Raw genomic sequence first — 21,016 nt, forward strand, 5'->3', positions numbered from 1 at the left:
ACACGCTACGCCGGGGCGACGGTGGGGGTGCAGGCTTGACCCATGGACTCAGGAACCCGCCACTCCCACCTGCGCGACATCTCGGCCCTGACCATCGGTGACGCCGAGGAGGCCGGCGGCAAGGGCGCCAACATGGGCGAGCTCGTCGCCGCGAAACTCCCCGTGCCGCCGGGTTTCGTCCTGCTGCGCGACTGCTACCGGGACTCCATGCGCGCCGGCGGCGTCGAGGCGGAGCTGGCGGCGCTGCATCGCGAGGCGCTCGACAACGTTGCCGACACCACGCGGCTCGGTGAGCTTTGCGAGCGCATGCAGGGCCTGGTGCGCAAGGCCGGCGTCGACGACACCACCCGATCGGCGATGCTGGCGGCTTATCACGCGATGGGCCCGGGCACCGTGGTCGCCGTGCGCTCGTCGGCCACCGGCGAGGACGGCGCCGACGCGTCGTTCGCCGGGATGAACGCGACCCTGACCAACATCACCGGCGACGACGGACTCGTCACCGCGGTGACGCGGTGCTGGATGTCGCTGTTCAGTCCGCGCGTCATCACCTACCGGGCCAGCCGCGGTTTCCTCGGCGATCCCGCGATGGCCGTGGTGGTGCAGCAGATGGTCGACTCGGACAAATCAGGTGTGGCCTTCACCGCCGACCCGAGCACCGGCGCACGGGACCGCGTGGTGATCGAAGCCGCGTTCGGTCTCGGCGAGGTGGTGGTCTCCGGCGCGGTGGAACCCGACACCTACGTGGTCTCCAAGGACACCATGCAACCGATCGACGTCCGGCTGGGCAACAAGGCTTTCAAGATTGTGCGGGGTGAGGACGGCACCGACACGCGCGTGCCGCTCGACGACGCCACGGCGGCATCCCGGGTGCTGACCGACGGGGAGCTGCACTCGATCGCCGAGCTGGCGATCGCCACCGAGCGCCACAACGGCTGTCCGCAGGACACCGAGTGGGCCATCGCCGACGGCGCCGCCTACCTGGTGCAGGCCCGGCCGATCACCACGCTCGGGCACACCACCCCGCCGGCCCGGGCCGAGCACGTGGTGCTGGCCCGCGGGCTGGCCGCGGCGCCGGGCATCGCGTCGGGCAAGGTGCGGGTGCTGCAGACACCGGACGAGGGCCACCGCCTGCAGGAGGGGGAGATCCTGGTCGCGCAGATGACGAACCCGGACTGGCTGCCCACGATCCGGCGGGCGGCCGCGCTGGTCACCGACACCGGAGGCATGACATGCCACGCCGCGATCGTGGCACGCGAACTGGGGGTCCCCTGCATCGTCGGCACCCGCACCGGGACCCGGGACCTGCACGACGGCACCACCGTCACCGTCGACGGCGCCCGCGGCGAGGTGGTGTCGGGCCGCGTCGAGCAGGCACCGCAGGTCACGGTGGCCGAACGCTCCGCGCCGGTCGCGGCGACAGGGGAGGTCACCGGAACCCGGGTGTACGTGAACCTCGCGATGCCGGAGAGCGCGGAAACCGTTGCCGCCCAGCCGGTCGACGGCGTCGGACTGCTGCGCGCCGAGTTCATGCTGACCGAGGCGCTCGGTGGTCGCCATCCCCGTGACCTGATCGCGCACGGCGAACAGGAGAGCCTCGTCGAGAAGATGGTGTCCTCGGTGGGCAGGATCGCCGCGGCGTTCGCTCCGCGGCCCGTGGTCTACCGCGCCACCGACTTCCGCAGCAACGAGTTCCGCGGCTTGTTGGGCGGCGCTGAATACGAACCGGTGGAACACAATCCGATGATCGGGTTCCGCGGCTGCTACCGCTACATCAAGGAACCAGAACTGTTCGCGCTCGAGCTGGAGGCGCTGGCCCGGGTGCGGGAGCAATCGCCGAACGTCGCGCTGATGATCCCGTTCGTGCGCACCCGGTGGGAGCTCGAGGAGTGCCTGTCGCTGGTCGATGCGAGCCCGCTGGGCCGCCAACGCGGAGTGCACCGCTGGGTGATGGCCGAGGTGCCGTCGGTGGTGCACTGGCTGCCCGAGTACATCGGCATGGGGATCGACGGGGTCTCCATCGGCAGCAACGACCTGACCCAACTGCTGCTCGGCGTCGACCGGGATTCCGACGTGTGTGCCGAACTGTTCGACGAATCCGATCCCGCGGTGCTGCATGCTATCCGGCGAATCATCCAGACCGCCAACAAGTTCGGAATCACCTCGTCACTCTGTGGTCAGGCGCCGTCGACCAACCCGGCGTTCGCCGAGCACCTGGTGCGGCTCGGCATCACCTCGGTGTCGGTGAACCCCGACGCCGTGGATGCCACCCGCCGGGTGATCGCCGCCGCGGAGCGGCGGATCCTGCTCGCCTCCGCACGGTGACGGTCGACCGGGACCGCGTGGCGACGGTGTCGGTCCCCGAGGCCCTCGCGCCGAACTGAGATTGACCTCCACCGGAACACTGACCGGGGCCGACCTGGAGCACCTCGACGACCACGAGCTCGAAGCGGCGGTCCGACGCACGACGATTTTCGCGCGCATCTCGCCGACTCAGAGCAGACCCTCCCCGGCACTGGTGGTCGCCACCGCGTCGGCAATCGTAGTCGGTGTCGCGCTCACGATCTCACCCCTGGGCCCCCACCTCGGATTCACGCCACTTCCCTGGCAGTTCTTCGCCGCGCTGGCGGTATTGACCCTCGGCTACCTGGTCCTGGTCGATGTCACCAAGACGATGTTTTACGGCGAACCCGTGCATGTGGCCGACGAGCCCCTGCGCACCCGTGGGCGTGCCCACCGGGTGCACCGGCGCGCCGCGCGGTTCAGTCACCCTGCAAGGACCAATGGCCCTAGGCCGGTTCCGCGCGGCTCCCTAACGTGAGAATCACACTCTGCGAACGGAGAACGCGATGACAACCGCGAACAGCTCCATGCCCGTGGTCGCCGGTGTCGACGGTTCGGCGGCGGCGCTGGGCGCTGCGCTGTGGGCGGTGCACGAAGCCGCCGCACGGGGGACCGCACTGCGGTTGGTCTACGTCACCAAGCCGGTCCACCGCAACGCCGCCGAGTACGCCTGCGAGTACGCCGAGGACGTGCGCCGGGGTCGTGAGAGTCTGCGTGAGGCAAAGGCTCTCGCGGAGGCCGCGGGTGAATCCGTGGACGTCGAGACCGCGATCGCCGACGGACCGCCGGCACAGGCGCTGGTCTCGCTGTCCGAGCATGCGCAGATGGTGTGTGTGGGTTCGGTCGGCATCGGCCGGTACGCCCGTTCGATTCTCGGCTCCACCGCCGCGGACGTGGCCGCGAAGGCCCGCTGCCCGGTCGCGGTGATCCGGCCTCGGCCGCGTGACAGCACCGACGGACCGAGCTGGATCATCGTCGCGGTCAACGACCGTCCCCACAACGGCGTCGTCATCGAGCAGGCGCTGCAGGAGGCGGCACTGCGTCATGCTCCGGTGCTGGTTCTGGGCGACAGCGAGGCGGCGGCGTCGACTGACGCACTCGAACAACGAATCCGTCCCTGGCATCAGCGCTACCCGCAGGTGCACGTGTATCCGATCACCGACCGGGCCGACGTCGCGCACTTCCTGAAAAAGCACGACGAACCCGTACTTCTCGCTGTGATCGGTGACGACGAGGCCCACGAGGTCGCACAGATCGTCGGCCACGGCCGCTCCGCGCTGCGGCACGGCGCGTCCTCGGCGCTCGTCGTCCGGTCCTGATGGTTTCCGAAACACCCGCCCAACACACAAGGAGACAGCCATGCGCGAAGCCACCGATCTCGGGATCCTCGTCGGCGTCGACGGCTCATCCGAGTCGCATGCGGCGGTGCGGTGGGCCGCCCAGGAAGCGGTCCTGCGTCAGCGCCCGGTGACACTGATGCACGTCGTGTCGCCGATCGTGGTCACGTGGCCGATCGAGACGGTCGTGTCGAGTTTCTATGACTGGCAGGAAGACAACGCCCAGCGGGTGCTCAAGCAGGCCCAGGAGATCCTGGCCGCAGCGGTGCCGGACGGCGCGCCGCTGGCGGTAAACGTCGAGCTCCGCCACGACGGCATCGTGCCCGAGTTCACCGATGCCTCCAAACACGCCGACGTGCTGGTGCTCGGCAGTCGTGGGCTGGGCCCGGTCGGCGGCGCAGTGCTGGGGTCGGTCAGCCGCACACTGCTGCACCATGCGCGGTGTCCGGTCGTGATCACCAAAGAGGGTGTGGTGCAGAAGGACAGCGGCACACTGCCGGTGCTGCTCGGCATCGACGGTTCCCCGGCGTCGGAGAAGGCCACGGCGTTCGCCTTCGACGAGGCCTCCCGACGCGGCGCCGACCTGGTGGCGCTGCACGCTTGGAGCGACGTCGCCGTCTTCCCGATCCTCGGGATGGACTGGCAGCAGTACGAGCAGCAGGGACACGAGATCCTCGCCGAGCGGCTGGCCGGCTGGCAGGAGCGCTATCCCGACGTTCACGTCCGGCGCCGGATCGTGTGCGACAAGCCGGCCCGGTGGCTGATCGACGAGTCCCGGCAGTGTCAGCTCGTGGTCGTCGGCAGCCGCGGTCGCGGCGGCGTCGCGAGTCTGCTGTTGGGCTCGGTCAGCACCGCCGTCGCCGAGTCGGCGCTCGCGCCGGTCGCCGTCGTGCGCAGCTGAGATGCCCGGCGTGCAGCCGTCCCGCTGGCGCCCCCTCCTGGAGCCCACGTTGACCGTTCTCACCGTCGGGGCACTGGCGGCCGGCGGAGTGGCGTGGCTGTCAGGGGCTCCCCGGGTCGCCGACCTCTGCTGGGCCGCCGGGACGGCCATCGCGATCGTGCCCGCCGTGCTGTGGGTGCTGCTCGCACTGCGCAACGGAAGCCTCGGCGTCGACCTGATCGCGGTGCTGTCGCTGGGGGGCACGCTGCTGGTCGGCGAGTATCTCGCGGGTGCGCTGGTCGCGGTGATGCTGGCCGGCGGCCGCGCCCTGGATGCCGCGGCCTCGCGCCGGGCGTTGCGGGATCTCAAGGCGCTGCTGGAACGGGCGCCCCGCTTCGCTCGGCGCCGCACCGGCGACGAGGTCGAGGTGATCCCCATTGGCGATGTCGTGGTGGACGACATCCTGGTCATCGCCCCCGGAGACGTAGTGCCAGTGGACGGACGCGTCATCGAGTCCGTCGCGGTGCTCGACGAGTCCGCGCTGACCGGCGAATCCCTCCAGGTGGAACGCCCCGCCGGGGACGCCGTGCGCAGCGGAGTGGTCAACGCCGGCGACGTGTTCGCGTTGCGCGTCACGGCGACGGCCGAGGACAGCACCTACGCCGGGGTCGTACGGCTGGCGCAGCAGGCCGGGGCCGAGAGCGCGCCGGTGGTACGGCTCGCCGACCGCTACGCTGCCTACTTCCTGCCGCTCGCGCTGGCGATGGCGGGCATCGCGTGGCTGGTCAGCGGGTCGCCGGTGCGGGCCGTCGCGGTGCTGGTCGTGGCCACCCCGTGCCCGCTGCTGCTGGCCGCTCCGGTCGCGATCGTGTCGGGTCTGTCCCGCGCCTCCCGGTCCGGGGTGGTGATCCGCAGCGGCGGCGCCCTGGAGAACCTCGGCCACGCGAGCACATTGGTGATGGACAAGACCGGCACGCTGACGATGGGCCGACCCGAGGTCGTCGACGTGGTCACGGCTCCGGGCGCCGACACCGCCGAGGTGCTGCGCCTGGCGGCCTCGGTCGATCAGGTCTCCCCCCACGTGCTGGCCGAAGCCATCGTCGCGGAGGCACTGGCCCGCGGCCTGCGGCTGTCGCTTCCGGCCGAGGCCGCGGAGCAGCCCGGGCGGGGGGTCAGTGCGGTGTTGGATGGCCGGCGGGTGAGCGTCGGCAAACTGGGCGACGACGCCGCGCGATCGGAGTGGGCGCAGGGCGCGGTGAACCGGGCGCGCCTGGACAGCGCCGCGCTGGCGTGGGTGTGCGCCGACGGAGAACCGGTCGGTGCGGTACTGCTGCGGGATCCGCTGCGCCGTCAGGCGCCCCGGACGATGCGGCGCTTACGCGAAGCCGGGTTCGATCGCCTGGTGATGCTCACCGGCGACCGGCCCGAACCGGCCCGCGAGGTCGCCACCGTGCTCGGCCTGGACGAGGTGTACACCCAGCAGACCCCCGCCGACAAGGTCGCCGCGGTGCAGCGGGAGCGCACGCGCGCGATCACGGTGATGGTCGGCGACGGCATCAACGACGCCCCCGCGCTGGCAGCGGCCACGGTGGGGGTCGCGATGGGTGCGCGGGGGGCCACCGCGTCGTCGGAGGCCGCCGACATCGTGTTGACCAGCGATCGCCTGGACCGTCTCGCCGACGCGATGGACATCGCCCGGTGGTCGCGGCGCATCGCGGTGCAGAGCGCGGTCGTGGGTATGTCGCTGTCCCTGGTGGCGATGGCCGCGGCCGCGATGGGCTGGCTGCCGCCCGCGGCCGGCGCGCTGTTGCAGGAGGGCATCGACGTGGCGGTCATTCTCAACGCGCTGCGGGCGTTGCGTCACAACCCGCACACCAGGGTCGACGTGGCTGCCCGCACCGAGACGATGCTGCACGGGTTCGCCGCCGAGCACGAGGAGCTTCGCGATGCGGTCGGACAAATCCGCGACAGCGCGGACCGGCTGGCCGCGGGCGCCGACGCGGCCGCATACGAGTCGGTGCGGCAGTGCTACACGCTGCTCACCGACCGGATCCTGCCGCACGAGCGCGCCGAGGAGACCGAGCTGTATCCGGCGCTGGCGGCACCGCTGCGCAGCGGCGAGGCCACCGCCACCATGAGCCGGATGCACGCCGAGATCCAGCGCCTGTCCGACCGCATCGGCACCCACGTGCACCTGGCCGAGACCGCAGGCGGAATCCAGCCCTATCAGGTCGACGACCTGCTGGCGTGCCTCTACGGCCTGCACGCGCTGCTGCGGCTGCACTTCGCCCAGGAGGAGGAGAACTACTTCACGCTGGCGCAGGAGGACGCCGATCGGTGAGGCCGCCGGTGGCTACAGGCCGACGTACACCCGGTAGGCCTCGGCCACCGAGTCGGCCGGCGCTCCCGCGGTATCGACCCGGTGCGCGCCCGGCCAGTCCGCTTCCCGGCCGGAAAGCTCGGCTGCCATCGCGGGGTGGCGTCGGACGCCGACCCGGTCCTGTCCGCGATGCGTCGTTTCGCTTCGGAAGTCGTTAGCGCGCAACGTAATTCAATGATCGGCGAGTACGTCTCGGCCGCCACGGCGTGCGCCTGGCTCCGGTGACCGCCCTCGCGCCACGTCCCGTCCACCACCACCGGGTGCCCGGCGCCGAGCCAGGTGCGCGCCCGGTAGAGCACCTCGTCGTACACCGCCGATATCTTCTCGGGCGCATAGAGACCGGTGCCGAGTTCACCGGACCGGCCCTCGATCTCACCACTGCTGATCAGCTCGCGCCGCACCTCGTCCGTGGAGATCACCTGCGCCCCGATCTTCTCGGCCAGCCCGTGGGCCACCGTCGTCTTGCCGGTGCCCGGCCCCCCGCCGATCACGACCAGCTTCACACTCGCCGACCGCAGACGCGCCAGCGCGATCGACAGGTGCAGCCGGGCGTCGGCCGCGGCGTCGGGATGTCCCTGATCGACCCGCACACAATCGACCTTGGCGCGCACGGTCGCGCGGTAGGCGATACAGAAGTGGTGCAGCGAGCGTGCCGCCACATCCTCGGCCCGGCGGCAGTACTCCTCGAGGAAGAGCGCGGCCAGATCGGGTCGGCCGAGGAACTCCAGATCCATGGCCAGGAACGCCGCGTCGTCGATCCCGTCGACATACCGGAGCCGGTCGTCGAACTCCAGGCAGTCCAGCAGCATCGGACCTTCACCGGTGCAGAAGATGTCCTGGCTGAGCAGATCGCCGTGGCCGTCAACGACGCGGTGCGCGGCGACCCGGGCCGCGAAGAGCGGCTCACGACCGGCGAGGTACTGCATCGCCAACCGCTCGATCTCGATGATCGACTCGTCGGACAGCACGGTGCCGGCGTGCCGCCGCAACTCCGCGAGGTTCTGCTGCCACCGGGCGGTCAGCACCGCCGGGGTGGCCTCCCGGTCGATCGCCGGTCCGCGCTCGGCGCGCGCGTCGAACCGCGCCACCACCTCGGCTATCGACACCAGCCACCGCTCGACCGGGGCGCCGGCGCGCACCAGCGCGGACAGCCGTTCGTCGTCGGGGTACCGGCGCATCACGATCATAGGTTCCGTGTCGCCCGACGGCGACTGGAACTGCCCCAGTCCGAGGTACGACGAGGGCGCCAGCCGACGGTTCAGCTCCACCTCACGCCGGCACGCGGCCTCCCGCCGGTCCTGGGTGCTGAAATCGAGAAAATCGGTGACCACGGGTTTCTTCACCTTGAACGCCCGGCCCCCGACCAGCGCGACCAGGCCGGTATGTGTCTCGTGTACTTCGGCGCCGAGGTCGCCGAGGGCCGTCGAGGGCATGCCGCTCATGGCGGTGATTCTGCTTCAGCACCGCCGCGCGCCGGCAGGGCCACCCGGTCCCGGCGCTGAGGACCATTGGCCCTGGACGCTCCGACCGGCTCCGGTCACAGTGGAGGGGCCGGACGGAGGTTTTCAGATGCGCGACACGGCCGTGGACATCGAGGTCATCACCGACGCCGTGGCCCTGGCCTCCCGCGCGCCGTCCCTGCACAACAGCCAGCCGTGGCGGTGGGTCACCGACGGTGTGGCGGTGATGCTCTTCCTCGACGACGCCGCGGCCCCGCGGCACACCGACCCCACCGGGCGGGAGCTGGTGATCAGCTGCGGAGCGGCGCTCGACCATTTCCGGGTGGCCATGGCGGCGGCGGGCTGGCGGGCCGACACCGACCGGTTCCCGAACCCGAACAACCGCGACCACCTGGCGTCCGTGGACTTCAGCCCCATGGATTTCGTCACCGACGCCCACCGCCGCCGTGCCGATGCCATCCTGCGCCGGCACACCGATCGGCTGCCGTTCGCCGAACCGCCCGACTGGGACGGATTTCTGCGGGAACTCGCCCAGGCGCCGGGCACCGCCGGGGTGTCCCTGCACGTCCTCCCCGACGAGGCGCGGGCCGCGCTCGTAAAGGCCTCGGAGCTGACCAGGGCGGCACGGCGCTACGACTCCGACTATCACGCCGAACTCGTCGGGTGGACCGCCGATGTCGAGGTGGCCGAGGGGATTCCGTCGTCGGCGCTGCTGTCCCCGGCTGAGCGCGATGACACCGACATCGGCCGCGACTTCCCGCCCGCGGGTCACGGTGACCGGCGCGCGGAGATCACCGAGGACCGCGCCAAGGTGGTCGTGCTGTCGACCGGGGATGACGATCGGGACAGTCTGCTGCGGTGCGGGGAGATGCTCTCGTCGTTCCTCCTCGACGCGACCATGGTGGGACTGGCGACGTGCACGCTGTCCCACCTGACCGAGATCGCGGAGAGCCGGAAGACCGTCGCGGGGCTGACCGGCGCGCAGAGTTCTCCGCAGCTGTTGATCCGCGTGGGTTCCGCCCCTGCCGAGCGTGGGCTCGAACCGCCGACCCCTCGCCGTGCGGTCTCGGACGTCCTCCAGGTCAGGGACTGAGCCGTGTCCAGGTCGCCGGCGGTGCTCGTCGGGATCGACGGCTCCCGAACCGGTACCGCGGCCGCGGTCTGGGCCATCGACGAGGCCACCAGCAGAGATCTCCCGTTGCGCCTCGTGCACGCCGTCACCACGACGGCGGGCGGCCAGGTCGGTGCCGATGACCTCGCCCGCGCCGGCCACATCGTCCACAGCGCGCTCGCCGCCGTCGAGGCCGTCGGCACGCCGGTCCGGGTGGAGGCCCAGATCGTCTGTGGCGCAACGGCGCCCATCCTGGCCGCCGCGTCACGCGATGCGGCCCTGCTCTGTCTGGGCTTCACCGACCCCTCTCACGGGAACCGCCAGGTCAGATCCACCGTCGCCGAGGTGGCATCGTCGGCCCGCTGCCCGGTGGCGATCATCCACTCGACGGACCACCTCCGCAGCGCGCGCTGGGTGGTGGCCGAAATCGGCGAGTCCCCGCCCGACGACGCGACGCTGTCACGCGCGGTCGACGAGTCTCTGCTCCGCGACGCCCCGCTGCGCGTCGTGGCGGCGTGGCCGTCCCGCTACCCGGACATCTACGACGATCACGCGGTGGCCAGAAAGAACCGTCTGGTCAGGGCCCGGTGGGAGCGCCGGCTGGCTCCGTGGCGCCGACAGCACCCGAAGCTCGATGTACACGTCACCGCGATCCCCGGGAGCATCCTCAATTACCTTGCCCGGCACCGTAAGAGCATCCGGCTGGCAGTGCTGCCCCACGAACGGGCGGCCGATGTCGCCGAACTGCTCACCCCGTGCGTCGATTGCGGATTCGACATCCTGATCTGCGATGGTCCCCCTGAACCCGCGCCTCAAGACCGGACCAGCAACAGCGAGCAGTCCGGGTAGCCGGGGATCGGATGGCAGTTGCGCCTGCCCACCCCGGCCAGCTCCTGAGCGTCCCGGCGTCCCACCACGGCAAGTCCGACCCCGTTGCCGGACAGTTCGTTTCGGGTGTACTGCCGGCCGGTGCCCGCGGCGACCAGCTCGACGTGCACGTCCGGGTACCGCCGCACCCAGCTGCCGGTGCGCCGGTCGATCTGCCGCACGGTCGCGTGACGGAGCCGGCCCTCGTGCATCGCCAGGCCCACGGCGGCGTCGCTGTCGTCGTCGTCGGAGAGCACCACCGAGATCACGCCGTCGGTCCGCGGTGAACCGTCTCGTCCAGTCCTGATGATCGCGACCGGACAGCCCGCCGCTTCGGCCAGCGCCCGTGCGGTCGGGCCGACCGACTCCGACTCGGAGTCCTCGACCGGCCGGGAGCCGACACAGATCATCGACGCGTGCCGGGACTCCCGCAGCAGGATCTCCCCGGGTGTGCCGGGTTCCGACGCGGTTTCCACCTGCAGCCCGGACCGTCCCGCCGCGGCTTCGGCCCGCTCCAGGGCCCGCGCGAGCACGTCGTCGTCCGGCGCCGGTGTCGCGACGACGTGCACGAGGCGCAGGCACACGCCCAGGGCGAGCGCCTCGGCGGCGGCCCACTGCACGGCGTTGATCGCCGCCCGGGATCCGTCGACACCGACGACCACCGGCGCGTGAGCCAGCGGCGGTTCTGTGCTCATGTCGGGTTGTTCCTGCGGCCGCCGTTGTCGGCGAGGTCGTCGAGATCCCGGTCCCACGCCGCGAACCGAAGATGGTCGAGCCGCAGGCGCAGCAGCAGCCAGGTCGCCGCCCCCAGACCGGTCACCGCCGACCACACCCCGAGCGCGACGATGACCGCCTGGGCGGCGGCGTCCTCGTCGGTCTGCACCTTCTCGACCAGTTCCCCGGATTCGCGCACCGATATCGTCAGCTGCTCGCCGGCGCTCATCCGGTACGTCCTGATCCCGGCGGTGTGCGCGACACCCGCGAAGTTCCAGCCGACTTCGGTCAGGTACGGCTTCTCGTAAGGCTGAGGCGCCGCCCGGCTGTCCTGCACCACGGTCGCCTCGACTGCCCGGTAAGAGAGCCGTTGCGCGGCGAAAGCATGTGCCAGGCGGTCGTATTCGGCGGTGCCGACCGCCCCGGCGACCGGAACGGTCAGCACGCTCGCGACGGCGATCAGCATCACCGCGGTCGCCTCGACGCGGTCGGTCGGCCGGACGAGAGGGCTGCGGGACAGGAGGCGACGTAGCCAGACACCGAGGCCGAGGGTGAAGGTCTGCATAACGGGCTCCGGTCTGCGATGGGTCGGCCTCAGTCAGCGCCGCGCGCCACGATCACAGGGATGCGCGCCGCCTGCGCCACGGCGCTGCTGACCGAGCCGAGCAGCAGGCCGGCGAACCCGCCTCTACCGTGGCTGCCGACGACCAGCAGTTGGGCCCGTCGCGACTCCTCGATCAGCCGGTGCGCCGGATGGTCCTGTGCCACCACCCGCCGAACCAGGACGTCGGGGTACCGCTCACCCCATCCCGCCAGGCGCTGGGCCAGTTCTTCGTCGGCCTGCGCCGCCAGGTCCCCGACGGCCACGTCGACGTAGAAATCGGCTCTGTTCATCCAGGTGTGCACCGCGACGAGCCCGACCCCGCGCCGTGACGCCTCGTCGAAGGCCAGCGCCAACGTCGGTTCCGAAGCCGGTGACGCGTCGACACCGACGACCACCGGCGCCGACAGATCCCCGTCGGTGCGCGGCTGCTCGTCATGGATCACCGCGACCGGGCACCGGGAGTGATGCAGCATCGAGGTGGTGGTGGACCCCAGCAGAAGCCGCCCCAGCGCACTGAGGCCCCGGCAACCGACGACCAGCAGGTCGGCCTGCTCGGACGCATCGACCAGCACCGCTTTCACCCGACCGGACAGGGTCAGTTCCTTGACCGGCACCTGACGCCGATCCTGCAGGGCCGCGGAGACGGCTTTGACCGATTCCGCGATGATCTCAGCCGAACGGCGGTCGAGCGCCTCGGTGTACTGGGGTGTCACCGGCACGTCCAGCCACGGGCCGATCTCGTCGGTCGGTTGGACATGGACCAGCGTCATGGGCACATCCCGCAGCGACGCCTCGCGTGCCGCCCACTGCGCCGCCGCCAGCGAGGTCGGTGAGCCGTCGACCGCCGCGACTACGCCGTACGGCCTGTTCACAGGGAGAGACACTGTGTCACCTTTCGTTCGGGATGTGAGCCGGCGAGACGGTCGTCATCACGGAGCCCCTGCCGGGGTGAGCAACCCGTAGTCACCGTCGAAGCGCCGGTACAGCACGCTGGCCCGGCCCTGTGCGGCGTCGACGAAGAACAGGAACGGCAGGTCGAGCAGGGCCAGGCGCTCGAGCGCATCCTGCTCGCGCAGGCAGGGAAGCGGGTGCGGGCTGATCGTCACGAGTTCCCGATACGGGGTTACCTCACCGGCCAGGGCCGGCGCCACCAACGCCAGACGGTATCCCGTGGGCCCCGACCGGTAGATGACCGCCGCTGTGCCCGAACCGCTTTCGGTGAACAGGTGGAAGTCGTAATCGAGCGGTTCCATCTCCGTCACGGCCTCGTCGACCGTGCACGGCGCCATGGCGTAGGACTTGCGGCGCACCAGCCTGGGCTCCGGCGCCGTCCTTTCCAGAGCCCGGGGACTCCGCTGCGCCTTCTCCTCGTGCCGCCACGGCGGAGCCGCATCCGGGCCGCGCGGCGCATCCCAGCGCTCGGCCAGGTGTTTCAACCGGCGACGCAAGCGCGCTTCCAGCTCGTCGACCGCCTCCCGCGCGGTGACCGCCTCGACCTGCGCGCGCACGAGAAACCCGCCGACCTCGAGATTCGCCTGAGCGATCACCGGTCGCTCCACCGCCGGGTCGTGCCGCCGGGTCAGTCGGACACGCGCGTAGGTCACCGGCCTGCGGGCCAGGCGGGACAATCCGCCGATCTTGGCCTGCGCGTAGTCGGCAGCGCCCGGAAACTCGCCGTGTGTCGTCACATCGACGTCGACGGCCGGAGACGCCTCTACTCGGTTGCTCATGACTCGTTGGTACGCCGTGGCGTCGCAGCACGTTAGGGCCGAAGGTCCTCCGTCGCCGTCGCCGTCGCCGCCACCGTGCTGCGTTCCGCGCGTCGTTTGACGCCGAGCAGGATGCCGCGGGTGACGAACGCCCGCGCCGGCCCGATCAGTTCGGCCAGCACCACCTCGCCCGGATGGCGCAGTGCCAGACGCGATCTGATCAGCAACCGGCAGTGGTCGTCCCGGTGCGGGATCAGCTGAAACGACCACACCATCTCCCACGGCAACCTCGGTGGCGCCGCCCGCAACACGATCGACTGCGGTGCGGTGATCCGCGCGACGGCCATCTCCACGCCGTCGGCCAGACCGAACCACTTTCTGGGCACCAGCCGGACGGAGTCTCCGACGGCCAGGTGCTGCCACTCGGGGTGGATGGTATCGGCGTTGTGGTAGTCCAAACCCGCTGCGTTCTCCAGCATTTCGAAGCTGTACAGCCCGCCGCGATCCTGACCCATCTGCACCAGCCACGGCCAGACCGCGTCGGCAGGCGCATCGATCGAGACCGCCTCGGTGGCCTGCAGCACCGGCGGACCCAGCAACTCGTCACCTGCGAGACGGCCCGATGACTCCTCCTTGGTGGTCCCCCAGTCGCGGAAATAGCGCCGCGCGCCGTACAGCACCGCTGCTGCCACAGCGGCTTTGACCATTCGGTTCGCCATGTCCTCACCTTCGCGCGCACGGCGGTCGCGCACTAGGGCCGGTAGTCCTTCGCGCGCTCGGGCCCACCGAACGGCCCAGGGCGCCACGGGACCATGGGTCCTGGCTCCGGCTGACTTTCGCCTCTACCGCGGACCGGCGTCGCAGCCATACCGTCCGGGTATGGGAAAGCAACGACCATTGTTGGCAGATGTCCTGGCGGCCATCGGTGTCGCGGCGCTGTACCGGGCGCATGTGCGGCCGTGGATCCACACCTGGGGCGCCGACGCCGACGAGGTCGCCGCGACGCTTCCCGGGGATGAACTCGTGGATCCGCAGACACCGCGGACCACCCGAGCGGTGACCATCCGGGCCCCGCGGCACGACGTGTGGCCGTGGCTGGTGCAGATCGGAGAAGACCGGGCCGGCTTCTACAGCTACTCGCTGCTGGAACGCGCAGCCGGCGCCGACATGCACAACGCCGACGCCCTCCACCCCGAGTGGCAGCAGCTGCAGGTCGGGGACACGGTGTGGCTGGCCCGCAGGTACGGCCCGGACGCCCGGCAGATCGTGGCGGCCGTGAAACCGAGATCACACCTGGTTCTCGTGTCCCCGGCCGACTACGAGCTGATCAGGCGCGGCGAAAAGGCCTCCGGCTGCTGGTCTTTCACCCTGCATCGCGAGGCCGGCCGGACCCGGCTGCTGGCCCGCGGCAGCGGTGGCGCGGTCGGCCACTTCTGGTTCGACATCCCGCACTTCGTGATGGAGCAGAAGATGATGCGCGGTATCCGGCAGCGTGCCGAACGATCGCGCCGCCACGACATCGCCGTCGGCGTCCCCGCGCACATGGTCTGATCAGTTGTGCACCACCAGCACCGGCCGTTGCGACCGGTGCACGACCCCGACAGCGACGCTGCCCAGCAGGATCTCCCGCGTCGCCGACCGGCCGCGGGAACCGACGGCGAGTACGGCGGCGTCGTGTCGGCGGGCGCACGCGAGCAGTTCGGCGGCGACTGCGCGCTCGCGTAACCGTCCGATGCCGGAGGGCTCCTTCAAAGGCACCATCTCCAGTCCCTGCGCCGCCGGTCCGGGCGCCACAGCCCCGTCCTCGTCGGGCGCGGCCGCCAGGATCACCCGCCGGCCCGGGAACAGCTGCCGGACACTCTCCACGGCCGCCTCGGCGCCTGCCGACCCGTCGTAGCCCACAACGACGGGCCCGTGGGAAAGCGCGTCCACCTCCTCGGCCAGCAGCGGGTACGGAACCACCAGCACGGGAACGGTGGCGTAATGCACGACCATGTCGCACACGGCGCCGAGGACGGCGTCGCTGAGCTCAAGACCGCGATCCCCGACGATGATGACGTCGGTGTCCAGCTTCTCCGCCAGTTGAGCCAGCCGCAGTCCGTCCGAACCGATCGTGCGTTTGACGATCGGTTCGGCATCCCATTCGGCGGCTGTGGCGAGCGCGACCCCCGTCGTGGCGATCGCCTCGGCCTCGCGCAGCCCTTCACGCTCGATCAACTCGACCAGTTCGTCGGTGGATTGCGCGACGTCGCGCAGGCGCCGCCGCAGTTTCGTGCTGGCGAACGGCGGCGTCCAGATGTGCGCCACCCACGCATGCGCGTTTGGGAACAGCACCCCGCCGGTGTTGATGGCCGCATTCGCGGCCGGTGACCCGTCGTATCCGACCATCACGCTGACCGGCATCCGCACCTCCCCCGCCACGGTCGTCGCTGCGGCCATCAACACCGTCCGCACCGACCGTATTAATCCGCGCCGCGCGTCGCTAGGGACTTAATGCCCCTGTATGACTCTGTCGCCCCGTACCCGATTTGCGCTGGACAGACGGCGCATACTTGATGCGATGACCGGACCTGACCACCAGCCCCGCAAGCCCGTGATCCTGACCGTCGATGACGACCCCGCGGTGTCGCGCGCCGTGGCCCGCGACCTTCGCCGGCATTACGGCGAGAAGTTCCGCATCGTGCGCGCGGAATCGGGGCCGGACGCGCTGGAAACCCTCAACGAGCTGAAGCTGCGCGGCGAGACGGTGGCGGTCTTCGTCGCCGACTACCGGATGCCGCAGATGAGCGGCATCGAGTTCCTCGAAGCGGCGATGGACATCTTCCCGATGGCAAGGCGGGTGCTGCTGACCGCGTACGCCGACACCCATGCCGCGATCGACGCGATCAACGTCGTCGACCTCGACCACTATCTACTCAAACCGTGGGACCCGCCGCAGGAGAAGCTGTACCCGGTGATCGACGCGCTGATCGAGGCGTGGCGCTCCACCGGGGACCGGGCGATCTCGCACACCAAGATCATCGGGCATCCGTGGAATGCGCGGTCGTCGGAGGTTCGCGAGTTCCTGGCCCGGAATCGCCTGTACTACACCTGGTTCCGCTCCGACGAGCCCAAGGGCGCGGCGCTGCTGGAGGCCGCGGGCCAGGACGGGCTGACGCTGCCGGTGGTGATCACCGAGCAGGGTGAGACGCTGATCGACCCGACCGACGCGGAGCTGGCGGCGACGCTGGGCCTGACGACCACCCCGTCCGGGGATTTCTACGACATCGTCGTCATCGGCGGCGGGCCCGCGGGGCTGGCCGCCGCCGTCTACGGCGCGTCGGAGGGGCTCAAGACGGTGCTCATCGAGCGCACGGCCACCGGCGGCCAGGCCGGCCAGAGCTCCCGCATCGAGAACTACCTCGGGTTTCCCGACGGGCTGTCCGGCGCGCAGCTGGCCGAGCGGGCCCGCAGACAGGCCGAGAAGTTCTCCGCCGAGCTGATCACCGCCGCCGAGGTCACCAGGCTCGACGTCGACGGCAACGCCCGCACCGTGCACCTGTCCGACGGCCGCACGATCGGCACCCGCGCGGTGATCCTGGCGATGGGGGTGGAGTACCGGCAGCTACCGGCCGAGGGTTGCGAGGACCTGACCGGCGCCGGGGTCTACTACGGCGCGACGGCATCGGTGGCCGCCGACTGCGACGACGACGAGGTGTACGTGATCGGCGGGGCGAACTCGGCCGGCCAGGCCGCGATGTACCTGGCGCGCACCGCGAAGTCGGTGACGATCGTCAGCAGGCGCACGCTCGAAGACTCGATGTCGCACTACCTGATCCAGCAGATCCGGGCCCAGGACAACATTCGGGAGATGCCCTACACCGTGGTGCACGCGGTGAAAGGCGACGGCCACCTTGAGGGCATCTGCCTGGAGAACACCAAGACCGGTGAACGTGCGGACTTCGCGTGCGGACGGATGTTCATCTTCATCGGCGCCGAACCGCGCACCGAGTGGCTCGACGGGGTCGTGGTGCGCGACGACCACGGGTTCATCCTGGCCGGGCCGGACCTGCGCGACGTCAGCGGCTGGACGCTGGACCGGCCACCGCACCACTTGGAGTCCAGCGTGCCCGGGGTGTTCGTCGCCGGCGACGTCCGCGCCGAATCGGCCAAACGGGTCGCCGCGGCCGTCGGTGAGGGATCGATGGCGGTCATGCTCGTGCACCGCTACCTGGCCGAGACATGAGCACATGCCCACCGTGAGGCGGGCGGAATCAACGCCCGGTGATCCGCGTTTCATTACTTCACTGCCTCTGTAGGAAGGATCCACATGGGTGAGAAGTGTCTGCCCGAGGAACTGCGCACCCTGTTCCTGTTCGAGGCGCTGACCGATGAGCAGCTCGCGACGTTGTGCGCCAACGGCCACATCGCGACGTTCGAGCCGGGGCCGGTCCACACCGAGGGCGACCCGGCGACCTGCTTCTACGTGCTCATCGACGGTGAGCTGGTGATGTCGAAGCGCTCCGGCGGCGTGGACATCGAGACCAACCGGACCTCGCAGCGCGGCGTCTACTGCGGCGCGTGGTCGGCCTACATTCCCGGCGAGGAGCACGTCTACCAGGCCTCGGTGCGGGTGACGCGGCCGTCGCGCTTTTTCGTGCTGGACGCGGAGGCGTTCGCCGAGTTCATGCAGAAGGAATTCCCGATGGCGGTGCATCTGCTGGAGGGCCACATGGTCGGCGGGTTGCGGCAGCGCCAGATCCTCGGCCAGCGGGAGAAGCTGCTCGCGCTCGGGCAGCTGTCGGCCGGGCTGACCCACCAGCTGAACAACCCGGCCGGAGCCACCGCCCGCGCGGTCGCCGACCTGCGTGAGGGGGTCGGCAAGATGCGGCACAAGCTCGCGATGCTCGCCGACGGCAAGTTCACCCCGGCCGCGCTGAAGGTGCTGGTCAGCATCCAGGACGAGGTGGCTGAGCAGGTCGCCAAGTCAAAGTCGCAGGAACTCACGGCGTTGGAGACCTCCGACCGGGAGGATCAGATCGGCGATTGGCTGGAGGCGCACGGCATCTCGGCGGCCTGGGATTACGCGCCGACGTTCGTGGAGGCAGGTCTCGACGTCGACTGGCTGGAGCGGGTCGAGTCCTCGATCGACGACGTGGACTGCTCGGCGACGCTGCCCGGGGCGATCGGCTGGCTGAAGTACACCATCGACAACGAGTTGCTGATGAACCAGATCGCCGAGGCCAGCAAGCGCATCTCGGCGCTGCTGGCCGGCGCCAAGCAGTACTCGCAGATGGACCGCGCCGAATATCAGAGCGCCAACGTCCACGAGCTGATCTACAGCACGATCAAGACGATCTTCGGCGACAAGGTCGGCAAGGACGATGCGGTCAAGCTGGTGTGGGACAAGGATCCCACGCTGCCCGAATTGCAGTGCTATCCAGGCGATCTCAACCAGGTGTGGACCAACATCATCGACAACGCGATCCAGGCGATGGACGGGCACGGCACGCTGACCATCCGCACCTACCGCCAGAGCAGCGACGCCGGCGTGGTCGTCGAGATCTGCGACGACGGACCGGGCATCCCGGAGGACGTCATCGACCGGATCTTCACCCCGTTCTTCACCACCAAGCCGTTCGGCGAGGGCACCGGCCTGGGCCTGGACCTGGCCTGGCGCATCGTCGTCGAGAAGCACCACGGCCACCTGACCGTGGAATCCGTTCCCGGCAACACCCGGTTCATCGTGTCCCTGCCGTGGCAGGCGCCGGCGCCGCGGAACCCGGCAGAGGCCGCCCTCAACGAGTGACATCAAGCCCGAGCTGGGCAGATTCGGCGTCGGCCACCGCGAGTCACATCAGGAGTAACGTAGACCGATCGATGCGCTCACCGATCAGAACGTGGCGAAACCGGGTAGTGACCGTCTGGTGGACGGCGTGGCCTACGGCTCCGTCGACTCCATCGCGGCCCGGCTCAGCGAGCACCTGGATGCAGGTCCCGACAAGCTGGTGCGTGCACTGGCCAAGCTCGCCGGGCCGCTCGGATTGCGAGGAAAGGGATAGAGCATGACCGAAAGTGAGGGCCCGTCGCTGAAGCCCGCCCTGGGCCGCTTCGGCGTCTGGACCGGTACGCCGGTGTCGCCGGATCAGGCCGTCGAGATCGAGAAGCTCGGGTACGGCGCGGTGTGGGTCGGCAAGTCACCGGCGGCGGACCTGGCGTTCGTCGAGCCGATCCTGGAGAAGACGGAGTCGCTTCAAGTCGCGACGGGCATCGTGAACATCTGGACCGCCGACGCCGACGAGGTGGCCGAGTCCTATCACCGGATCGAGAACGCGTTCCCGGGACGGTTCCTGCTCGGGGTCGGGGTGGGGCACCCGGAGCACACCCAGGAGTACACCAAGCCGTACCGGGCGCTGGTCGACTACCTCGACAAGCTGGACGCCGCGAAGGTGCCGACCAGCAGGCGGGTGATCGCCGCGCTGGGCCCGAAGGTGCTGCAGTTGGCCGCGCAGCGCAGCGCCGGCGCCCACCCCTACCTGACCACGCCCGTGCACACCGGCCAGGCCCGCGAATTGCTGGGCCCCAGAGTGTTTCTCGCCCCGGAGCACAAGGTGGTGCTGACCAATGACGCCGAGAAGGCCCGCGAGATCGGCCGGGAGGCCGTGGACTTCTATCTCGGGCTGTCCAATTACCTGAACAACTGGAAACGGCTCGGCTTCACCGACGAGGACCTGACCCGGCCCGGCAGCGACCGGTTCATCGACGCGGTGGTCGCGCACGGGTCGCCGGAGGACATCGCCGCGCGGCTGAACGAACACCTGGCCGCCGGTGCGGACCACGTCGCCATCCAGGTGCTCGGTGGCGACAACGAGTTGTTGTCGACCCTGGAGGAACTGGCCGGCCCGCTGGAACTGACCCGCTGAGCGCTACGGCGATATCGTGGTGCGCTCGTCGATGACGGCCATCGCATCCGTCAGCGCCTGCCGCTGATCCACCGGCCCCTGCGCGTCAAGGGCCAGCAGGAAGGTGTTCTCGGGACCGGGGATCACCACGGTCTTGCGCGCCACGAAGTTCGGTGTGCCGTCGACGTCGGCCTGCCCGGCGATCGCGGTGGCCTGGAAGCCGCCCAGCTCGCTCGGCGTGCCGGTGACCGGGCCGTCCCAGCCGGGAAGACGGGTCACCGCGTTCGGGGCCAGCTCCAGAATCGTGGCGACGTCAAAGGTGCCGCCGTCCAGCCGCGCCATCCGGGCCAGAATCGCCGGCGGGTTCTGGGTGCCCTTGCCCGCGCTCAGATAGATCGCGCCGTAGACGTCCTGCGGCACGTCACTGGCGTCGGTGACCGGTTCCCAGCCGTCGGGCATGGGCAGCTCCACGCCCGGCACCCCGGGGTCGCCGGCCTTGACGATGGTCTGGGTGACGCCGTTGGCGGTCAGGTAGTCGCCGACGGTCTGGCCGCCGGCGGCCGAGGTACTCGTCTCGGAGGCCGAACTGGCCGCCGTGTCGGTGGTCGCACCGCCATCACCGTCGCCGCCGGAGCCGCACCCGGCCACGCCGATCACCACCGCGAGGGCGCCGAGAACGCTCACCGTCGCCGAAATCCGCATGTGCTCTCCCCTGTGCTGACGGCCCACCGTC

Annotated in this window: 20 protein-coding genes; 12 read left to right on the forward strand and 8 right to left on the reverse strand. The window is 70.3% G+C overall.

The features are described from left to right. Nucleotides 1-42: 42 nt before the first annotated feature. The 5 genes from ppsA to ACTWP6_RS14750 all read left to right on the forward strand — a co-directional run bounded on the left by ppsA (nt 43) and on the right by ACTWP6_RS14750 (nt 6,898). The gene (gene ppsA / locus ACTWP6_RS14730; RefSeq protein ID WP_443188068.1) at nt 43-2,322 is read left to right on the forward strand and encodes a phosphoenolpyruvate synthase; all 2,280 of its coding nucleotides are present in this window, start codon (nt 43-45) and stop codon (nt 2,320-2,322) included. A gap of 61 nt (nt 2,323-2,383) precedes the next feature. Then, nucleotides 2,384-2,818: a hypothetical protein gene (locus tag ACTWP6_RS14735; protein ID WP_443188069.1), complete on the forward strand. Its 435-nt coding sequence runs from the start codon at nt 2,384-2,386 to the stop codon at nt 2,816-2,818. A 28-nt stretch (nt 2,819-2,846) separates the two neighbouring features. Continuing rightward, nucleotides 2,847-3,659, forward strand: a complete 813-nt coding sequence (locus tag ACTWP6_RS14740) for a universal stress protein (RefSeq protein WP_443188070.1) — start codon at nt 2,847-2,849, stop codon at nt 3,657-3,659. 40 nt (nt 3,660-3,699) lie between these two features. Then, nucleotides 3,700-4,578 (forward strand): universal stress protein, encoded by an 879-nt coding sequence (locus ACTWP6_RS14745; protein WP_443188071.1) that lies wholly within the window; start codon nt 3,700-3,702, stop codon nt 4,576-4,578. 1 nt (nt 4,579) lies between these two features. Next, nucleotides 4,580-6,898, forward strand: a complete 2,319-nt coding sequence (locus ACTWP6_RS14750) for a heavy metal translocating P-type ATPase (RefSeq protein ID WP_443188072.1) — start codon at nt 4,580-4,582, stop codon at nt 6,896-6,898. Here the strand turns inward: ACTWP6_RS14750 and ACTWP6_RS14755 are convergent. Further along, nucleotides 6,862-8,379, reverse strand: coding sequence for a bifunctional aminoglycoside phosphotransferase/ATP-binding protein (locus tag ACTWP6_RS14755; protein WP_443188073.1), 1,518 nt, complete (start codon nt 8,377-8,379; stop codon nt 6,862-6,864). The two genes, ACTWP6_RS14750 and ACTWP6_RS14755, sit on opposite strands and share 37 nt — an antisense overlap. 127 nt (nt 8,380-8,506) lie before the next feature. Between ACTWP6_RS14755 and ACTWP6_RS14760 the strand changes: the two genes are divergently transcribed. Together ACTWP6_RS14760 and ACTWP6_RS14765 are read left to right on the forward strand one after the other, a co-directional pair. After that, nucleotides 8,507-9,490 (forward strand): Acg family FMN-binding oxidoreductase, encoded by a 984-nt coding sequence (locus tag ACTWP6_RS14760; protein ID WP_443188074.1) that lies wholly within the window; start codon nt 8,507-8,509, stop codon nt 9,488-9,490. Between the two features lie 3 nt (nt 9,491-9,493). Continuing rightward, nucleotides 9,494-10,357: a universal stress protein gene (locus tag ACTWP6_RS14765; protein ID WP_443188075.1), complete on the forward strand. Its 864-nt coding sequence runs from the start codon at nt 9,494-9,496 to the stop codon at nt 10,355-10,357. Here ACTWP6_RS14765 and ACTWP6_RS14770 read toward each other — a convergent pair. From ACTWP6_RS14770 to ACTWP6_RS14790, 5 genes are read right to left on the reverse strand one after another with little or no spacing between them, the layout of a single operon-like run. Beyond that, nucleotides 10,321-11,070 carry a universal stress protein gene (locus ACTWP6_RS14770; protein ID WP_443188076.1) on the reverse strand — a complete coding sequence of 250 codons (750 nt, stop codon included), beginning with the start codon at nt 11,068-11,070 and terminating at the stop codon, nt 10,321-10,323. The two genes, ACTWP6_RS14765 and ACTWP6_RS14770, sit on opposite strands and share 37 nt — an antisense overlap. Further along, complete coding sequence (locus tag ACTWP6_RS14775; protein WP_443188077.1) at nt 11,067-11,654, reverse strand: Rv1733c family protein; 588 nt, start codon at nt 11,652-11,654, stop codon at nt 11,067-11,069. The genes ACTWP6_RS14770 and ACTWP6_RS14775 overlap by 4 nt, the downstream gene beginning before the upstream one ends. 29 nt (nt 11,655-11,683) lie before the next feature. Next, nucleotides 11,684-12,577 carry a universal stress protein gene (locus ACTWP6_RS14780; RefSeq protein ID WP_443188078.1) on the reverse strand — a complete coding sequence of 298 codons (894 nt, stop codon included), beginning with the start codon at nt 12,575-12,577 and terminating at the stop codon, nt 11,684-11,686. Between the two features lie 45 nt (nt 12,578-12,622). Further along, entirely contained in the window at nt 12,623-13,423 is an 801-nt protein-coding gene (locus ACTWP6_RS14785; protein ID WP_443188079.1) for a ribosome hibernation promotion factor, read from the reverse strand. A gap of 32 nt (nt 13,424-13,455) precedes the next feature. Next, on the reverse strand, nt 13,456-14,121 hold the full coding sequence (locus tag ACTWP6_RS14790; protein ID WP_443188080.1) for an SRPBCC family protein: 666 nt from the start codon (nt 14,119-14,121) through the stop codon (nt 13,456-13,458). Nucleotides 14,122-14,281: 160 nt separating this feature from the next. On the opposite strand from ACTWP6_RS14790, the gene ACTWP6_RS14795 reads away from it, so the two are divergent. Continuing rightward, the gene (locus ACTWP6_RS14795) at nt 14,282-14,953 is read left to right on the forward strand and encodes a hypothetical protein (protein WP_443188081.1); all 672 of its coding nucleotides are present in this window, start codon (nt 14,282-14,284) and stop codon (nt 14,951-14,953) included. Here ACTWP6_RS14795 and ACTWP6_RS14800 read toward each other — a convergent pair whose 3' ends face one another. Continuing rightward, nucleotides 14,954-15,805 carry a universal stress protein gene (locus tag ACTWP6_RS14800; RefSeq protein ID WP_443188123.1) on the reverse strand — a complete coding sequence of 284 codons (852 nt, stop codon included), beginning with the start codon at nt 15,803-15,805 and terminating at the stop codon, nt 14,954-14,956. 157 nt (nt 15,806-15,962) lie between these two features. Between ACTWP6_RS14800 and ACTWP6_RS14805 the strand changes: the two genes are divergently transcribed. From ACTWP6_RS14805 to ACTWP6_RS14820, 4 genes are all read left to right on the forward strand, one after another. Next, the gene (locus tag ACTWP6_RS14805; protein ID WP_443188082.1) at nt 15,963-17,627 is read left to right on the forward strand and encodes an FAD-dependent oxidoreductase; all 1,665 of its coding nucleotides are present in this window, start codon (nt 15,963-15,965) and stop codon (nt 17,625-17,627) included. A gap of 84 nt (nt 17,628-17,711) precedes the next feature. Next, entirely contained in the window at nt 17,712-19,190 is a 1,479-nt protein-coding gene (locus tag ACTWP6_RS14810) for an ATP-binding protein (RefSeq protein ID WP_443188083.1), read from the forward strand. Between the two features lie 91 nt (nt 19,191-19,281). Continuing rightward, nucleotides 19,282-19,443 carry a hypothetical protein gene (locus ACTWP6_RS14815; RefSeq protein ID WP_443188084.1) on the forward strand — a complete coding sequence of 54 codons (162 nt, stop codon included), beginning with the start codon at nt 19,282-19,284 and terminating at the stop codon, nt 19,441-19,443. Nucleotides 19,444-19,446: 3 nt separating this feature from the next. Further along, nucleotides 19,447-20,304, forward strand: a complete 858-nt coding sequence (locus tag ACTWP6_RS14820) for an LLM class F420-dependent oxidoreductase (RefSeq protein WP_260757350.1) — start codon at nt 19,447-19,449, stop codon at nt 20,302-20,304. Nucleotides 20,305-20,307: 3 nt separating this feature from the next. On the opposite strand, the gene ACTWP6_RS14825 is transcribed toward ACTWP6_RS14820, so the two are convergent. After that, complete coding sequence (locus tag ACTWP6_RS14825; RefSeq protein ID WP_260757349.1) at nt 20,308-20,985, reverse strand: LpqN/LpqT family lipoprotein; 678 nt, start codon at nt 20,983-20,985, stop codon at nt 20,308-20,310. Nucleotides 20,986-21,016: the final 31 nt, after the last annotated feature.

Source organism: Mycobacterium sp. 4D054, from assembly GCF_052245755.1.
In the GTDB taxonomy this organism is placed as follows: Bacteria; Actinomycetota; Actinomycetes; order Mycobacteriales; family Mycobacteriaceae; genus Mycobacterium.

Bases quoted from the DNA above. Each gene is read 5' to 3' on its own strand.
- ACTWP6_RS14740 (WP_443188070.1), top strand. From the start codon at position 2,847: ATGACAACCGCGAACAGCTCCATGCCCGTGGTCGCCGGTGTCGACGGT.
- ACTWP6_RS14825 (WP_260757349.1), bottom strand. From the start codon at position 20,985: ATGCGGATTTCGGCGACGGTGAGCGTTCTCGGCGCCCTCGCGGTGGTG.
- ACTWP6_RS14820 (WP_260757350.1), top strand. From the start codon at position 19,447: ATGACCGAAAGTGAGGGCCCGTCGCTGAAGCCCGCCCTGGGCCGCTTC.
- ppsA (WP_443188068.1), top strand. From the start codon at position 43: ATGGACTCAGGAACCCGCCACTCCCACCTGCGCGACATCTCGGCCCTG.
- ACTWP6_RS14745 (WP_443188071.1), top strand. From the start codon at position 3,700: ATGCGCGAAGCCACCGATCTCGGGATCCTCGTCGGCGTCGACGGCTCA.
- ACTWP6_RS14775 (WP_443188077.1), bottom strand. From the start codon at position 11,654: ATGCAGACCTTCACCCTCGGCCTCGGTGTCTGGCTACGTCGCCTCCTG.
- ACTWP6_RS14790 (WP_443188080.1), bottom strand. From the start codon at position 14,121: ATGGCGAACCGAATGGTCAAAGCCGCTGTGGCAGCAGCGGTGCTGTAC.
- ACTWP6_RS14810 (WP_443188083.1), top strand. From the start codon at position 17,712: ATGGGTGAGAAGTGTCTGCCCGAGGAACTGCGCACCCTGTTCCTGTTC.
- ACTWP6_RS14800 (WP_443188123.1), bottom strand. From the start codon at position 15,805: ATGCCGGTCAGCGTGATGGTCGGATACGACGGGTCACCGGCCGCGAAT.
- ACTWP6_RS14805 (WP_443188082.1), top strand. From the start codon at position 15,963: ATGACCGGACCTGACCACCAGCCCCGCAAGCCCGTGATCCTGACCGTC.
- ACTWP6_RS14750 (WP_443188072.1), top strand. From the start codon at position 4,580: ATGCCCGGCGTGCAGCCGTCCCGCTGGCGCCCCCTCCTGGAGCCCACG.
- ACTWP6_RS14795 (WP_443188081.1), top strand. From the start codon at position 14,282: ATGGGAAAGCAACGACCATTGTTGGCAGATGTCCTGGCGGCCATCGGT.
- ACTWP6_RS14760 (WP_443188074.1), top strand. From the start codon at position 8,507: ATGCGCGACACGGCCGTGGACATCGAGGTCATCACCGACGCCGTGGCC.
- ACTWP6_RS14770 (WP_443188076.1), bottom strand. From the start codon at position 11,070: ATGAGCACAGAACCGCCGCTGGCTCACGCGCCGGTGGTCGTCGGTGTC.
- ACTWP6_RS14755 (WP_443188073.1), bottom strand. From the start codon at position 8,379: ATGAGCGGCATGCCCTCGACGGCCCTCGGCGACCTCGGCGCCGAAGTA.
- ACTWP6_RS14785 (WP_443188079.1), bottom strand. From the start codon at position 13,423: ATGAGCAACCGAGTAGAGGCGTCTCCGGCCGTCGACGTCGATGTGACG.